This window comes from Mesorhizobium sp. M0618 (genome assembly GCF_040320765.1).
In the GTDB taxonomy this organism is placed as follows: domain Bacteria; phylum Pseudomonadota; class Alphaproteobacteria; order Rhizobiales; family Rhizobiaceae; genus Mesorhizobium.
Genome location: NZ_JAMYQH010000056.1, coordinates 1 through 16008 on the forward strand (window position 1 = coordinate 1; position 16008 = coordinate 16008).

Annotated in this window: 14 protein-coding genes; 7 read left to right on the forward strand and 7 right to left on the reverse strand. The window is 64.5% G+C overall.

The annotated features are described in order from the left end of the window. Nucleotides 1-154 precede the first annotated feature (154 nt). The 3 genes from NKJ04_RS32840 to NKJ04_RS32850 all read right to left on the reverse strand — a co-directional run bounded on the left by NKJ04_RS32840 (nucleotide 155) and on the right by NKJ04_RS32850 (nucleotide 3056). Nucleotides 155-1318 (reverse strand): ABC transporter substrate-binding protein, encoded by a 1164-nt coding sequence (locus NKJ04_RS32840; RefSeq protein ID WP_352679979.1) that lies wholly within the window; start codon nucleotides 1316-1318, stop codon nucleotides 155-157. A gap of 71 nt (nucleotides 1319-1389) precedes the next feature. Continuing rightward, nucleotides 1390-2232, reverse strand: a complete 843-nt coding sequence (locus NKJ04_RS32845) for an ABC transporter permease (protein WP_352679980.1) — start codon at nucleotides 2230-2232, stop codon at nucleotides 1390-1392. Beyond that, nucleotides 2229-3056 carry an ABC transporter ATP-binding protein gene (locus NKJ04_RS32850; RefSeq protein WP_352679982.1) on the reverse strand — a complete coding sequence of 276 codons (828 nt, stop codon included), beginning with the start codon at nucleotides 3054-3056 and terminating at the stop codon, nucleotides 2229-2231. Before NKJ04_RS32850 ends, NKJ04_RS32845 begins: the two co-directional genes overlap by 4 nt. 335 nt (nucleotides 3057-3391) lie before the next feature. Between NKJ04_RS32850 and NKJ04_RS32855 the strand changes: the two genes are divergently transcribed. Next, complete coding sequence (locus tag NKJ04_RS32855) at nucleotides 3392-4336, forward strand: MurR/RpiR family transcriptional regulator (protein WP_352442372.1); 945 nt, start codon at nucleotides 3392-3394, stop codon at nucleotides 4334-4336. 116 nt (nucleotides 4337-4452) lie between these two features. Continuing rightward, nucleotides 4453-6267, forward strand: a complete 1815-nt coding sequence (locus NKJ04_RS32860) for a flavin-containing monooxygenase (protein WP_352679984.1) — start codon at nucleotides 4453-4455, stop codon at nucleotides 6265-6267. 234 nt (nucleotides 6268-6501) lie between these two features. On the opposite strand, the gene NKJ04_RS32865 is transcribed toward NKJ04_RS32860, so the two are convergent. After that, nucleotides 6502-7734, reverse strand: coding sequence for an amidohydrolase/deacetylase family metallohydrolase (locus tag NKJ04_RS32865; protein WP_352679986.1), 1233 nt, complete (start codon nucleotides 7732-7734; stop codon nucleotides 6502-6504). A 28-nt stretch (nucleotides 7735-7762) separates the two neighbouring features. Beyond that, nucleotides 7763-8128: a RidA family protein gene (locus NKJ04_RS32870; protein ID WP_352679987.1), complete on the reverse strand. Its 366-nt coding sequence runs from the start codon at nucleotides 8126-8128 to the stop codon at nucleotides 7763-7765. Between the two features lie 220 nt (nucleotides 8129-8348). Between NKJ04_RS32870 and NKJ04_RS32875 the strand changes: the two genes are divergently transcribed. From NKJ04_RS32875 to NKJ04_RS32890, 4 genes are all read left to right on the forward strand, one after another. Further along, complete coding sequence (locus tag NKJ04_RS32875) at nucleotides 8349-8834, forward strand: hypothetical protein (protein WP_352679989.1); 486 nt, start codon at nucleotides 8349-8351, stop codon at nucleotides 8832-8834. A 263-nt stretch (nucleotides 8835-9097) separates the two neighbouring features. Further along, nucleotides 9098-9889: a COG4705 family protein gene (locus tag NKJ04_RS32880; protein WP_352679991.1), complete on the forward strand. Its 792-nt coding sequence runs from the start codon at nucleotides 9098-9100 to the stop codon at nucleotides 9887-9889. Between the two features lie 430 nt (nucleotides 9890-10319). Next, on the forward strand, nucleotides 10320-10997 hold the full coding sequence (locus NKJ04_RS32885; RefSeq protein WP_352556153.1) for a winged helix-turn-helix domain-containing protein: 678 nt from the start codon (nucleotides 10320-10322) through the stop codon (nucleotides 10995-10997). Beyond that, a complete protein-coding gene (locus NKJ04_RS32890; RefSeq protein ID WP_352612551.1) occupies nucleotides 10994-12367 on the forward strand; it encodes a HAMP domain-containing sensor histidine kinase in 1374 nt (457 codons plus the stop codon). The genes NKJ04_RS32885 and NKJ04_RS32890 overlap by 4 nt, the downstream gene beginning before the upstream one ends. Before the next feature lie 230 nt (nucleotides 12368-12597). Here NKJ04_RS32890 and NKJ04_RS32895 read toward each other — a convergent pair whose 3' ends face one another. Further along, a complete protein-coding gene (locus NKJ04_RS32895; RefSeq protein WP_023813397.1) occupies nucleotides 12598-13026 on the reverse strand; it encodes an Lrp/AsnC family transcriptional regulator in 429 nt (142 codons plus the stop codon). Between the two features lie 115 nt (nucleotides 13027-13141). Between NKJ04_RS32895 and NKJ04_RS32900 the strand changes: the two genes are divergently transcribed. Next, nucleotides 13142-14245, forward strand: coding sequence for a saccharopine dehydrogenase family protein (locus NKJ04_RS32900; RefSeq protein WP_128305951.1), 1104 nt, complete (start codon nucleotides 13142-13144; stop codon nucleotides 14243-14245). 157 nt (nucleotides 14246-14402) lie between these two features. Here NKJ04_RS32900 and lpdA read toward each other — a convergent pair whose 3' ends face one another. Next, complete coding sequence (gene lpdA / locus NKJ04_RS32905; RefSeq protein WP_352679993.1) at nucleotides 14403-15800, reverse strand: dihydrolipoyl dehydrogenase; 1398 nt, start codon at nucleotides 15798-15800, stop codon at nucleotides 14403-14405. Nucleotides 15801-16008: the final 208 nt, after the last annotated feature.

Here is a 16008-nt window from a genome sequence, read left to right on the forward strand (position 1 = left end):
CCTGGTCATCCTCAATGCAAAAGCACGCGATGCGCGCAACGAGTTCGTAATTGCAACTTGACACCCCAGATAGTCGCTCTCCCCCCTCCGGAGGGAGAGGAAAGGAGCCCGGCAGGGCAATGAGGGGCGGCGCCGGCATGATCCGTTTGCGCCCCTACTTGATCGCCGAATCGAACAGATGGGCCTTGATCTTCTCGACATCGAGCGCGGCGAAGCCTTCCGACAGCTTGTATCCGTCGGCATCGGCCTTGACCTTGGCCTTGTCGAAATCATTGGCCGGGCCGATCAGATCGTTGGTGCAGACATCCTCGGCCTTCACCGGAGCGGTGATCTGGCCGATCTTGTGGATCTCGTCGAAGAAGCCCTGCCAGCTCGCCATGTCGTGCGAGCCCCAGCCGCCGCGCTTGTCCATGTCGCCACGGAAGACATTGATCTGCTGCAGGATCGAGGTGGTGCCGAGCTCGGGTCCGAGATTCTTGGCCAGCGTCGGGAACTGCTCGAACACCGCTTCGACGGCGGCCCGTGGATTCTGGTAGCCGAATTCAAGGCCCATCGCCCAGCCGCGCAGGTACTTTTCCAGGAACGCCTTGCGGTCGGGATCCTCGAGATCGGCGGCGCGCACGACGAAGGTGTTGGCCGGCAGCTTGGAATTCTGCACGCCGAGCCAGTATTCGAAGTCGAGCCCCTTGGCGATCCATTCGGCACGCAGCCCTTCCCATGCCAAAGCGGCGTCGCCCTGGCCGCCGGCCAGCGCCGTGCCCCAGGTCGGCCAGCCGGCCTCGACATATTTCACCTTCTTGATGTCGACGCCTTGTGCGGCCAGCAGCGGGTCGGTGATCGACTGCCAGGCGGCGGAGCCGAGCAGGATGGTCTTGCCTTCCAGCTTCTTCAGATCGTTCGACCCCTCGCCCTTGCGGAAGGCGATGCTGAACGTGTCGCGGGCGCCCATGTGGAACACCGACTTCAGCTTCATGCCGTTCTGGATGGCAAAGGAGAACACGCCGGGCGACGGGAAGCCCATATCGGCCTGGCCGACATCGACGAACTTCACCGTCGCGGTACCGTCCGACGGCCCCGGCTGCATGTCGGTGTCCAGCCCGTCGAAATAGCCGGCCTTCTTGGCTGCCCAGTAGGGATAGTCGTCGAGCACTTCGAGGGTGCCGCGCGGCGAGATCCAGGTGAATTTTCCATAAGGTTCGGCCCTGGCCTTTAGGCCAGTGGCGCCAAGCGCCGTCGCGGTCACCAGCCCGGCGCCGGTCACCTGCAGGAAAGTGCGGCGGCTGATCCCCGCCGGGTTGATCGAGTTCTCTTTGGTCATGGCATTCCCCTTTTTTGTTTGATGTCGGTCTCTTGCCGCCCGCCTCCCGGGCGTCGTCTTACCCTTTGTGTTCAAGCCTCCCAGCTCGCCCATTTCTTGCCGATCAGGAAGAACAGCACGTAGATCAGGATGCCGAGCGTCGACAGGATCAGCACCACCGCGAAGAACTGCGGCATCTGGATCATCGACGAATAGGTCGTCAGCCGGTTGCCGAGGCCGAAACCGCCGCCGACCATTTCGGCGCCGACCGCTGTCAGCAGGCCGAAGATGGCGCCAATCATCAGCCCGACCAGGATCATCGGCAGCGCCATCGGCGCGCGGATCTTCCAGAAGATCTGCAAGGTGCTGGCGCCATAGGAGCGCGCCAGCGCGATCTTGGCGCTGTCGACGCGGCGAAAGCCGGTCGCGGCATTGATCATCACCATCGGCCCGGCGGCCAGCGCCACCGCGATGATGCGCGGCGTGTAGCCGAAGCCGAAGCGCAGGATCAGCAGCGGCACCAGCGCCAGCATCGGCGTCGTGACCAAAAGCAAAATGTAGGGCGCGACGATTTTCTCGGCGAACGGAAACTGGGTGATGACGGCGGCTAGAACAAGGCCTATGACGGCGCCGATCGCAAAACCGGACAACAGCTCGACCAGCGTGTAGCCGAGATGCGGCGCGATCAGCGGAAACTCGTCGAACAGCGCATAGGCGATCGAGCTTGGCGGCGGCATGATGTAGAGCGGCACATGAAACAGCCGCAGCGCCAGTTCGATGCCGCCGATGATGATCACCGCCACGGCAAGAATGGCCGCCACCTCCTTGCCCGACTTGATGCCGGGGCCGCTGGCGAAGGCCGACAGATTGGTCAGGCTGACCTCTTGGCCGTCGCCGGACTTGGTTTTCGAGAATTCCGGGATCGTGTCGCTCACGGCCTGATCCTCACGATCTCCGCGCTCGGGCGCTCCGGGGCTTTTGGCCGCGTGCGTTCGCCGACAATGTCCATCTTGATACGGTTGGTGAGGTCGAAGACCTCCTTCGTCGCCATGATCTCCAGCGAGCGTGGCCGGGGAAACGGCACGCGATACTCCTTGGCGACGCGGCCAGGCCGGGCGCTCAGCACCACGACCCGGTCGGAGAGGAAGATCGCTTCCTCGATCGAGTGGGTGATGAAGACGATGGTTGTCTTGGTGTCGAGCCAGATCTCCTCGACCAGACGGTTCATCTCCTCGCGGGTGAAACTGTCGAGCGCGCCGAACGGCTCGTCCATCAGCAGCACCGAGGGTTTAAGCGCCAGCGCCCGCACGATCGCCGCCCGCTGCTGCATGCCGCCCGACAGCTCGCGCGGAAACTTGCCGCCGAAACCGTCGAGCCCGACGCGGTTGAGCAGATGCGCGATCCACGCCCGGTCCGGCTTCTCGCCCTTGATCTCGAAGGGGAAGCGGATGTTGGCGTCGAGATTGCGCCACGGCAAAAGGTTCGCTTCCTGGAAAACGATGCCGATATCGGGATGCGGGCCGGTGATGGTCTTGCCGTCGAGCTGGATTTCACCGCTGGTCAGGCTGTGCAGGCCCGACATCGACCACAAAAGAGTGGTCTTGCCGCACCCGGAAGGACCGACGATCGAAACGATTTCATTGGCGCTGACATCGAGGCTGCAGCGGTCCAGCGCCAGCAGGTCGCCGGAGGCCGTGTGATAGATCTTGGTCGCGGCTTGCACGCCAAGCTTCGGCTTTTTTGCATCGCCCGTGTTCATCTGCCCCCCGGGAAGTTGCGCGATGATCCATTGGCTCATCCCAGCGAAAATCAGTCTGTAACTATCCTACTTTCCTGTCAAGCGCCGGCGATGATAACTGTACCACGAAAATCGGGTGATACACCTATCTGGTTGTTTTAATGGTGTTTTCACGCCCTTGAAATGCATGTTGCTTTCCTACATACTTCTGGACTGACACGGACCGGAGAGGAGAGGAGGAAGGTGAGCTTTACCCAACGACACGCTGCGGTTGCGATGCGGTCGGGCACGTGGAGCCAAGGCGTGCAAACATGCTAAGACGGCAGCCTCGCAACCCAGGGAAAGACCAGGACCCCATGACCGAAGCTGGCAGCCAGGACGAGCCTGTTCCAGACCCCGATACCGAGGGGCGCGATCCTGTCCGGCGCATTCCCGACATCATTTCGCTGGTCAAGGATTCCTACAGCGAATTGCGCCCTGCCGAACGGCGTGTCGCCGACGTCGTGCTCGACGACGTCAAATATGCCGTCGACGCGTCCAACGCCGCCCTTGCCCAGCGCGCCGGGGTCAGCGAACCGACGGTGACCCGGTTCTGCCGCGCCATCGGCTGCGAGGGTGTGCGTGACTTCAAGCTGAAGCTGGCGCAGAGCCTCGTCGTCGGCGCGCTCTATCTGGCCAAGTCGCCCTCCGTCAGCAATGACAATGGCATGCCGTTCTGGAACGCCGTGTTCGGCGAGGCGCGCCGGGCGCTGCAGGAGGCCGAGCGGCAGCTCGACCCGGCGCAGCTGCAGAAAGCCGCCGAGCTGATCGCCAAGGCGCGCCAGGTTACGGTCTTCGGCCTCGGCGGCAGCTCCTCGGCGCTGGCGCAGGAAACCCAATACCGGCTGTTCCGCTACGGCATCACAGTCAGCGCCCAGTGCGACCCCTATCTGATGCGCATGACCGCCTCGACGCTCAAGCCGGGCGATCTGGTGATCGCCATTTCGGCGACGGGACGCACCCGCGAGGTGATCGAGGCCGTCGAACTCGCCAAGCACTACCGCGCCAATGCGATCGCCGTGACCGCGCCCGACACCGAGCTCGCCCGCGCCTGCGACGTCAGGCTGACGGTGGCGGTCCCGGAATACCCTGACACGCTGAAGCCGACGGCCTCGCGCTTCGCCTTCCTGGCGGCGATCGACCTTTTGGCGGTGGCCTCGGCCTACAAGCTCGACGGCTCGGCCCGCGAGACGGTGCGCCGCATCAAATACAACGCCCAGATCCACCGCACCGGCAAGGAGATGGAGCCGCTCGGAGACTAGCTCCCTTCTCCCCGTTCACGGGGAGAAGGTGCCGGCAGGCGGATGAGGGGCGGCGCCGCGTTCGACAATTGAGATTTTTACGCCGTGTGCGGCGTGTTGCAGGAAGAGGGAAAGACATGCTCGAGATAGCCCCATCGAAACAGGCAGCCGCATGGCTCGGGTCCTTTGCCAAGGCACTCGAAGCGGGAGACGCGGCGGCCGCGACCAACCTGTTTGTCGATGACTGCTACTGGCGCGATCTCCTGACCTTCACCTGGAACATCACGACCATGGAAGGCCGCGAGGCGATCGCCGACATGGTGGCGACGACGCTGGCGACGGCCAAGCCCAGGGCATGGCAGCTGATCGGCGAGGCAACTTCGGAGGAGGGCACCATCGAGGCCTGGTTCAGCTTCGAAACCGCGGTGGCGTCAGGCGAAGGCATCATGCGGCTGCGCGACGGCCGCTGCCGGACATTGTTCACGGCGATGACAGACCTGAAAGGGTTCGAGGAGCGCAAGGGCGCAGACCGGCCACTCGGCGTGCGCCACAAGGCCGATCCCCAGCGCGAGACCTGGTCGGAGGCGCGGGCGCGCGAGACGCGCGAGCTAGGCAACGAGGAACAGCCCTACTGCCTGGTCATCGGCGGCGGCCAGGGCGGCATCATGCTGGGGGCGCGGCTGCGCCAGCTCGGCGTGCCGACCATCGTCATCGAGAAAAATGCGCGGCCGGGCGATTCCTGGCGCAACCGCTATCGCACGCTCGTGCTGCACGATCCGGTCTGGTACGACCATCTGCCCTACATCCCCTTCCCCGAAAACTGGCCGGTATTCACGCCCAAGGACAAGATGGGCGACTGGCTGGAAATGTACACGCACGTCATGGAGCTCAATTACTGGGTCGCCACCAAATGCCTCAGCGCGTCCTATGATGAGGCCGAAAAAGTCTGGACCGTGGTCGTCGACCGCGTCGGCCGGCAGATCACGCTGAAGCCCAAGCACATCGTCTTCGCCACCGGCGCCTACGGCCCGCCACGGCGGATCGATCTTCCGGGCGCCGACCGGTTCAAGGGCGAATTGCTGCACTCCAGCCAGTATGCCAGCGGCGAGAAATTCCGGGGCAGACGTGTCGCTGTCATCGGCGCGGCAAGCTCCGGCCACGATGTCTGCGTCGACCTCTGGGAAAGCGGCGCCGAGGTCACCATGATCCAGCGTTCACCGACGACGGTGGTCAAATCGAGCACGCTGATGGAGGTCGGCTTCGAGATCTTCTCGGAAGACGCACTGGCGCGCGGCATCACCACCGAGAAAGCCGACATGATCGTCGCCTCGACACCGTTCGCGCTGGTGCCCAAGGGCCAGCGGGCGCTTTACGAGGTGATCAAGGCGCGCGACGCGGCCTTTTATGACCGCTTGCGCGCCGCCGGCTTCGCCCTCGATTTCGGCGACGACGAGACCGGCCTTCTGATGAAGGCCTACCGCACCGGCTCCGGCTACTATATCGATGTCGGCGCTTCCGACCTGATCATCGACGGCAAGATCGGCATCCGCAGCGGCGTCGCCATCAAATCGCTGACCCCGAGCGGCATCCTGTTCGAGGACGGCAGCGAACTCGCCGCCGACGCCATCATCGCCTGCACCGGCTATCAGTCGATGAACGAGAATGTCGCCGCGATCGTCTCGCGCGAAGTCGCCGACAAGGTCGGCCCGTGCTGGGGTCTCGGCTCGGGCGTCAAGGGCGACCCCGGACCGTGGCAAGGCGAGCTGCGCAACATGTGGAAGCCGACCGCGCAGGAAGCACTGTGGTTCCACGGCGGCAATCTGGCGCTGTCGCGTTTCTATTCGAAATATGTCGCGCTGCAGATCAAGGCGCGGATGGAAGGGATTGAGACGCCGGTTTACGGGGCACCGAGCAATTCAAGCAACGAGCGTCCTATGGATTCGTCATCCTAGGGCGAAGCAAGGAGCGAAGCGACGCGGCGCAGACCCTAGGATCCATGCCGCGCCATTCGTGCACGCGAAAGCGGACCAGAATCGGCTTTCAATGCACCAACGGCGATGAAGGGCCTATCGAACAACCATCCTGATCCGTCGCATTCTTCGGCAATGGTCACGGCATGGATCCTCGGGTCTGCGCGTCCGCTTCGCTTCCGCTCCGCCCGTGGATGACGAAGTCGCGCAGAACTTTCACTCATGCCGGTGCCCAAAGTGCCTCGCCGCCACCTCGACATGCGTATGCGACGCCTGCGCCACGAAACGCTCGGTCTCGTTGTGATCAGCCGCCTCGTTCGGCCACCAGGTGCCGCCGATAACGATGCCTTCCGACACCAGCCTCTGGTCGGCGACCAATGACGCGCCGACCGCATCGACAAAGGTGAAGCGGCCCGGGCGCTGCCGGAGCACGGCGACATCGCCGACGGTGCCCACCGCCAGCGTGCCGAGATCAGGCCGCGCGATCGCCCTCGCCGGCGCTTGCGTGGCGGCGCGCAGGACCTCGACCAGCGGCATGCCGAGCGCCAGCAGCTTCGACATGCAGACCAGGATGTCGAAGGCCGGCCCATCGACGCAGTAGAGATGCACGTCGCTCGAGATCACGTCCGGGGCCAGCCCTTCCTCAAGCATGGCGCGGGCGACGGCGAAATCGAACGAGCCCATGCCGTGGCCGATGTCGAAGATGACGCCGCGCTCGCGCGCCAGCCGCATGTCGGGCCGCACCGCGCCGGAGGCGAACACCGGCGCATTGGGAAACGGCCGGAAGCAGTGGGTGAGGATGTCACCCTTGCGCAGGCGCGGCAGCACTTCCGAGCGGCCGGGCGGCGGCTCGTCGATATGCGCCATCAGCGGCAGGCCGGCCTGGTCGGCGGCCTCCAGCGCCAGATCCACCGGGGCGATGCCGCTGGTGCCGCCGGCATGCTTGCCGGAACGGACTTTTACGCCGACCACGACATCGCGGTGTTCACGCACCGCCGCCACCACCTCGCGCGGCTCGCACAGCCTGAGGTCGCTGCACTCGCCGACCGACACCGTCTGCGAGAAGCCGAAAATGCCGGCAAAGGAAATGTTGACATAGGCCAGGATGCGGACCTTCGACCGCTCCATGACATGGCGGCGGAAGCCGAGGAAATTGCCGGCTCCCGCACTGCCTGCATCGATGAAGGTCGTGGTGCCGCTCTTGGCGGCCAGCCGATCGGCATCGACGCCAAGCGACGTGCCGCCCCAATAGACGTGGCTGTGCAGGTCGACCAGGCCAGGCGTGACGATGCAGCCGCCGGCATCGACGATCCGCGCGGCGCTGTCCGCCGGGATATCGGCGTCGACCGCGGCAACGCGGCCATTGGCGACGGCGACATCACGCAGCGCGTCGATGCCGGCGGCCGGATCGATCAGCCGTCCGCCCTTCAGCAGGAGGTCGAATTGCATTGGGGTCACCTCCGCTTCGTTGCTTTGCCTACAGCGGCCGGTAGGCGACCGCCTCGACCTCGATCTTGATATCGATCATCAGCCGCGATTCGACCGTGGTGCGGGCCGGCGGGTCTTTGGGGAAATGCCGGGCATAGACCGCGTTGAAGGCGCCGAAATCGCGCGCATCTTCCAGCCAGACCGTGGTCTTCACCACATCGTCCATTGTGCAGCCGGCCAGCGCGAGCGCGGCCTTGATGTTGGCGAGCACCTGCTCGGTCTGTTCCGATATGCCGCCTTTGACCACGATGCCGTCGCTTCCGACGGGAACCTGGCCCGAGACATAGACGAGATCGCCGGCCCGCACGGCTGGCGACAACGGCACATGCGATGTTCCAAAACACTTTTTCGGCAAGGGACAAGCCTCCTCTGATGACAGGACGGGGTGCCATGGCAGCGCCCGCCTGCGTCGACATTTACCCCGATCGGGACGATCCTCATAGGGGCCTTGTTGGAAAGCAACATTCTTCGGAATCCATGTTGCTTTATTACAGAGGCGCTTGCATCGTGCGCGCTGTCGGGCTGCCCTGCAGCCGCAACGCACAGACGCATTTGCCGGACCGGAGACAGCAGCAATGACCTACGACAAGAACCCGTTTTCATCAGGCGATGCCGATCGCCACGCGCTCTGGGAAATGCTGGTGCGGCGCGACATCGACGCCTTCATCGGCCAGGACTGGGCCATGGTCGAGGATGATTTCGTCGCCGAGAGCTTCTTCGGCATGCATGCGCATTTCCTCAGCAATGCCGACGCCTGGCGGCTGCAGTTTCCAAGGCTCGACGTCTATCGCGACGAATGGCTGCGCCAGGCCAAAGAGACGGCGGCGACCAAATTCGCCGAGCCGCTGCGCGAGGCGCTGTTTCGCGTCACCAACATGCGCGACATCGATGTCGACGGCGACCGCGCCGTGCTGCACAAGAAATTCGACGGCTCGGTTGCCAAGGCGGACGGCAGCGTCGACCGCTTGAAATGGCAGACGCTGTATTTCTGCAGCAAGGTCGGCGGCAGCTGGAAGATCGCCGGCTTCGTCGGCTACATGCCGCATCCGCTCGGCAGCTAGAACCACCGATCGCCAGAGCGCAAGATGGGCCGAACGTGCGGGGCCCGGCATCGCGCCCGCCATCAGCGCGCCGTTGAGCAGCAATGGCGGATGCAAGGCGCCGCATTCCATCAAACGCACCGCCAGGCATTCCCAATGTCTTTTGCGCGCCATTCTTACGAATTTGTATGCCGCCGGACAGGCCGGTGTGAACTCGTTTGCTTACGATGCGCGGGGTGGATCGCCACCGCCCCGCCGCAACCGTCGACCTCTGGACTTCAGCCATGCTCGCGCCCAACAGGCAACAACCCGCCGCACCGAGCCACAGCAGGGTTCCCGAGGTCACCCTCGACTTCTGGCTGGTCAAGCTGATGGCGGTCACCACCGGCGAGACCGCGGCGGATTATCTTGCCGACACAATCGGGCTTGGGCTGACCGCCACCTCGCTGATCATGACCGGCGTCCTGACCACGGCCCTTGTCCTGCAGTTTACGCGGAAACGCTATGTGCCGTGGGCTTATTGGCCGGCGGTGGTGCTGATCAGCATCGTCGGCACGCTGGTGACGGACAGCCTCGTCGACAGTTTCGGCGTGCGCCTGCAGACGGCAACCATCGCCTTCTCGGTCGCGCTCGCTGCGACATTCGCGGTCTGGTACGCCAGCGAAAGGACGCTGTCGATCCACACCATCTTCACCACCAGGCGCGAGATCTTCTACTGGCTGGCGATCCTGCTGACCTTCGCGCTCGGCACCGCCGCCGGCGACCTCGTCGCCGAAAGCTTCGACATGGGCTATCTCACATCGGGGCTGCTGTTCGGCGGCGTCATCGCGCTGATAGCGCTCGCCTACTGGCTGCTCAGTCTCGACGGCATCCAAGCCTTCTGGCTCGCCTATATCCTGACGCGGCCGCTCGGCGCTTCCTTCGGCGACCTGCTGTCGCGGTCGGCCAGGCATGGCGGCCTGGGTCTCGGCACCATCTTCACCAGCCTGCTCTTCCTCGGCTGTATCATTGCGCTCGTCCTGCACATGACCCTGAAGGGCGACGAGGCCGATGAGATCCTCCTGGAATCGGATTGACCTCAGCGTGTGCGTGCGCTGACCAAGTGCAGAGCAGAATGGAAGTTTTCTTCAGTAGCGATCCTTCACACCCCCCTCTGGCCTGCCGGCCATCTCCCTCGCAAGGGGGGAGATTGACTGTACCTCCGCTTTCGCCAATCCTCGAATGTTGCAAGAGTTGCAAGAGGGGTGGGGGGATCGAAGCTGCCGATCTCCCCCCTTGCGGGGGAGATGCCCGGAAGGGCAGAGGGGGGTGCTGTCCCGCGGGCGTCGGGTTCCGCATCGCTACGCGGCTCGGAGATGTCACGGCATCCCAAGGACGAAGCCAGGAAAGCTTCCGCCAATCGCGAATGTATGACGAAAGCGCCACCATACCTGCGCGTCGTGACATCCTAGGAACAAGCCCGTGCCGGTGATAGCCTCTCCATCTCGGCAACGGACCGGACCTTTCATGCGACTGCTTCTCGTCGAGGACGACCACAGGACGGCCGACTATATCGTCAGGGGACTGACCGAAGCCGGCCATGTCTGCGACCTGCTGCGCAACGGACATGACGCGCTGTTCGCGGCGACCCGGGGCAATTACGACGTGATCATCGCCGATCGGATGATCCCCGGTCTCGACGGCCTGTCGATGGTCAAGGCGGTGCGCGCCGCGGGCGTACGGACGCCGGCGATCTTTCTCACCTCGGTCGGCGGCATCGACGACCGCGTCGAGGGGCTCGAGGCCGGCGGCGACGACTATCTGGTCAAGCCCTTCGCCTTTTCCGAACTTCTCGCCCGCATCAACGCGCTTGGCCGGCGGCCAGCGGCGCAGGAGCAGAAAACCGTCCTGCGGGTCGCCGACCTCGAAATGGACTTGATCATGCGGCGGGTCACCAGGCAGCGCCAGCCGATCGACCTGCAGCCGCGGGAATTCAGCCTGCTGGAAGTGCTGATGCGCGGCGAAGGCCGTGTCATCACCCGCACCATGCTTCTGGAGCGCGTCTGGGATTTTCATTTCGATCCCAGGACCAGCGTCGTCGAGACCCATATCAGCCGGCTGCGGGCCAAGGTCGACAAGCCCTTCGAAACCCAGCTCATCCACACCGTCCGCAACACCGGCTACAGCCTGCACGCGCCGTCATGACCGGAACATGGTCCCGCCTGCTGCGCAGCACGCCGTTCCGGCTGGCCCTGACCTTCGCCTTCCTGTTCGTGCTGGCCTTCGTCCTGTCTGGCGCCATCGTCTACCAGATGATGAGCGCCGATCTTGCCGAGCGGCTCGACGACACCATCAAGGAGACCTACGCGGTCGTCGCCGCGACCTATGCCGAGAACGATCTCAAGGAGCTGGTTGAGACCGTCGGCAGCCACTCCCTGCGCAGCCTCAAGAAGGAGCAGCTGTTTTCGCTGACCGACGCGACGGGCAATCGCCTGGCCGGCAACTTCACCGCGGCAGGGCTTCCCGACGGCTTCTCGATGTTCGACACCGAAATGCCCGGCGTGCCGCCCGGCGCCGAGTACCGCGCCTATTCCGGCCCGGTCGGCGGCAACACCTTGACCGTCGCCTTCAGCCTTTCCGAGACGGAGGAGCTGGAGAGGATCGTGCTGATGAGCTTTGGCTGGGGAACCCTGATCATCACCGGGCTGGCGGTCGCCGGCGGCGCCCTGCTGGCTTCGCGAGTCCAGCGCCGTCTCGACGGCATCGCCGCCACCATGGTGGATGTCTCGCATGGACGGCTGGACACCCGCATTCCGCTGACCGGCAAGGGCGACGACATCGACATCGTCTCCAGCCAGGTCAATGCCGCGCTCGATCGCCTGTCGGCACTGGTCGAAGGCATGAAACAGGTCAGCGCCAACATCGCCCACGATCTGAAGACGCCCCTCAACCGGTTGCAGATGATCCTCGACACCGCATCGGAAAAGAATCTGTCGGGCCAGAAGATCGCGGCTGAACTGGCCGAGGCGCATGCCGAGAGCCTGCAGATCAACGAGACCTTCGATGCGCTGCTGCGTATCGCGCAGATCGAGGCCGGCGCCCGCCGGGCGCGGTTCAGCGATGTCGATCTGGGCGAGGTGTTGCAAACCATCGCCGAGATCTATGCCGACGTGGCCGAGGACGACGGAAAGTCGCTGTCGTTGGCGCAATCACAGGAAACGACGGACCTGATCCATGGCGATCGCGAGCTGTTGACGCAGATGTTCGCCAATCTGGTCGAGAACGCGCTACGCCATTGTCCATCGGGCACGACGATAAAGCTGTCGGCGACGCGCCAGGGCGAACGCGTCGTTGCCGGTGTCGCCGACAACGGTCCCGGCATTCCGGCGGAAGAGCGCGAGAAAGTGTTCCAGAGGCTTTACCGGCTGGACCACAGCCGCTCGACGCCGGGCAGCGGGCTGGGTCTCAGCCTTGTCAGGGCCATCGCCGACCTGCATGGCGCATCGATTACGCTTGAGGATTGTCGGCCTGGCCTTGAGGTGGCGGTGAGCTTTCCGCCGGCGCTGGATTGGTAGGCGAAATGAACCATTCGTCCAATGCCTGAGGTAAGGAAATTGGCGAAAGCCGAAGTGACGGCCAATCTCCCCCCTTGCGGGGGAGATGCCTGGCAAGGCAGAGGGGGGTGCTGTCCCGCCGACCTGTCGATCTGTCACACGGCGCAGATGGCCGAGGCTAGCGCCTGAGCACCCCCCTCTGGCCTGCCGGCCATCTCCCCCGCAAGGGGGGAGATTGGCAGCGTCGACCCTCACCGATCAATCCGCGTCGACAGGATGATCGACGACAAAGTCCGTTCGACTCCGTCCATGGCGCCGATCTGGTCGAGCAGCATGTCGAGGTCGCGGATCGACGGCGCGTCGACGATGACGATCATGTCGAAATTGCCGCTGACCGAATGCAGCGTCCTGACCGTCGCCAGGCCGCGCAGGGCGCGCACCACCTTGTCGGCGAGCTTGGGCGTCACGGTGAGCAGCACATGTGCCCGCACCAGCCCCTGCTCGTAGTCCGGCGCCAGCCGCACGCCATAGCCTGATATGATGCCGCGCTGCTCCAGCCGTTCGATCCGGCTCTGTACCGTGGTCCGCGAGACGCCAAGCCGCCGCGCCAGCTCGGCGGTCGAGGCGCGCGCATTCTCGCGCAGCAGGGAAAGCAGGGCTTGTTCGGCGTCACTGAGCATTTCGACGATTCTTCTCGGCAGACTAGCCAATAGATGGTTTCGTTTCGAACAAAACCACGCTTCCATTCGACGGGCAAGCTGCGAATCTGGGCTTACAATCAGTGAGGGATCGGTCATGAAGAAAATTGTCGTTGTCGGCGCCGGAAAGATCGGCTCGACCATTGCCGAGATGCTCGCCGCCACGGGGGATTATCAGGTCACGCTCGTCGACCGCTCGGCAGCACAGCTCGCTTCCGCCGAACTGCCGGCCACGGTCGCGACGCTGGAGCTCGACATCGAGGCATCCGGCACGCTGGAAGCCGCCCTCGCCGGCAAATTCGCGGTGCTCAGCGCCGCTCCCTTCCATCTGACCACCCGCATCGCCGAGGCAGCGGCCAGTGCCGGCGTGCACTATCTCGACCTGACCGAGGATGTCGTCTCGACCCGCCGCGTCAAGGAATTGGCGCGCTCCGGCAGAAACGCCTTCATTCCGCAATGCGGCCTGGCGCCGGGCTTCATCTCGATCGTCGCCAACGATCTCGCCAGCCGATTCGACACGCTCGAAAGCGTGCGCATGCGCGTCGGCGCTTTGCCGCAATACCCGTCCAATGCGTTGAACTACAATCTGACCTGGAGCACCGACGGCGTCATCAACGAATATTGCGAGCCCTGCGAGGCGATCGTCGAGGGCGAACTGGTCGAGGTGCCGCCGCTGGAGGAGCGCGAGGAATTCTCACTCGACGGCGTCACTTACGAAGCCTTCAACACCTCCGGTGGGCTTGGCACGCTGGCCGAGACGCTGAAGGGCAAGGTGCGCACGCTGAACTACCGCACCATCCGCTACCCCGGCCACGCCGCGATCATGAAGGCGCTGCTCAACGACCTTGGCCTGCGCCACCGCCGCGACGTGCTGAAGGACATTTTCGAGAGCGCCCTGCCGGCGACGCTGCAGGATGTGGTCATCGTCTTCGTCACCGTCTCGGGCCGCAAGAACGGCCGCCTGCTGCAGGAGACCTACGCCAACAAGATCTACTCGAAGCGTGTCGGCGACACGGTGCGCAGCGCCATCCAGATCACCACCGCATCCGGCATCTGCGCCGTGCTCGACATGCTGGCCGACGGCAGCCTGCCGGCGACCGGCTTCGTCAAGCAGGAAGACATCGCGCTCGACGCATTCCTAGCCAACCGCTTCGGCCGCGCCTATGCCCAGCACGAGATGGTGAGCCGGCTGGCGAGCTGAAGTTCTTCACCCTCCCCCTTGTGGGGAGGGTCGGCTCGCATGCGTAGCGAAGCGTAGACTGCGAGACGGGGTGGGGTGAGCGCTGACGGTCGGCGAGGACCCCACCCCGCTCCGCTTCGCGGATCGACCCTCCCCACAAGGGGGAGGGTAAGCATCCTCAAATATGCAGCGCGTGCCCCAGCGCCTTGAGCGCCGCTTCCTGGAACCCTTCGCCCTGCGTCGGATGCGCATGGATCGTGCCGGCAATGTCCTCCAGCCGCGCGCCCATCTCCAGCGCCAGCCCGAATGACGCCGCCAGTTCCGACACACCTTTCCCGACCGCCTGGATGCCAAGCACCAGATGGTTGTCGGCCCGCGCCACCACGCGGACGAAGCCGTCTTCGCCCAGCTTCGTCATCGCCCGGCCATTGGCGGCGAACGGGAACATGCCGATCTTGATCTCGCCGCCCAGAGCCCTGGCCTCTTCCGGTGAAAGACCAGCGGTGACGAGTTCCGGATCGGTGAAGCAAACGGCGGGAATGGCGCGCTTGTCCCAGTTGCGCTTGTGACCGGCGATGATCTCGGCGACCATCTCGCCCTGGGCCATCGCCCGGTGCGCCAGCATCGGCTCACCGGTGACGTCACCGATGGCAAAGATGCCGCGCATCGAGGTGCGGCACTGCTCGTCGATGCGGATGAATTTTCCAGCCATATCAAGGTCGATCTGGTCGAGCCCCCAGCCTTCGGTCACCGGCTTGCGGCCGACCGTCACCAGGATCTTGTCGGCGGCGACCTTGGCGCTCTTGCCGTCCGATGTCTCGATCAGCAGCGCGTCGCCCTTGGTTGAAAGCCCCTTGGCCTTGGCACCCAGCATCACCTCGATGCCGAGTGCGTTGAGCCGCTTGACGACCGGCCGGGTCAGCTCCGCGTCGTATTGCGCCAGCACCCGCGGCAGGGCTTCCACAACGGTCACTTTGGCGCCCATCTTGGCGAAGGCCATGCCGAGTTCCAGTCCGATATAGCCGCCACCAACGACGGCAAGTTTTTTTGGCACCTCACCGAGTGCCAGCGCCTCGGTTGAGGAAATCACCGGACCGCCAAAGGGCAGGAACGGCAGTTCGACCGGCGTCGAGCCGGTGGCGATGACGATCGCCTCGGCGCGGATCACTTGGCTTCCCGTCTCGGTCTCGACCTCCACAGTCTTGCCGTCGCGAAAGCTCGCCCAGCCATGCACGGTCTTGACTCCTGCCTTCTTGAGCAGGCCGGCGACGCCGCTGTTGAGCCGGCTCACGATGCCGTCCTTCCAAGTGATCGTCTTAGCCAGGTCGAGCGTCGGTGCGGTGAGCGAAATGCCAAGCGGGCTCTTGCCGCCCGCCATGTGTGAGACCCTCTCGAACTCTTCCGCCGCATGGATCAGCGCCTTGGACGGGATACAGCCGACATTGAGACAGGTGCCGCCTGGTTTGCCCGACTCGACGATCACCGTGTCGACGCCGAGCTGCCCGGCACGGATGGCGCAGACATAGCCACCGGGACCCGCGCCGATGACCAGCAGCTTGCAGGAGATTTCTTTCATGGGGATACGCTCTTTTTGGTGAGGAAGGCCCCCTCATCCGGCCGCTTCGCGGCCACCTTCTCCCCGCTGGGGAGAAGAGACTGGCGCCTGCGCTGACGACCTCCTCTCCCCTCGGGGAGAGGTGGGGTTGGCCCGCCTTGGCGGTTCGATGGGGCTGGCCAGGCGGGGGGGGGGGGCGTGGCGCGCCGCCGCCGAACCCGCCAGGCAC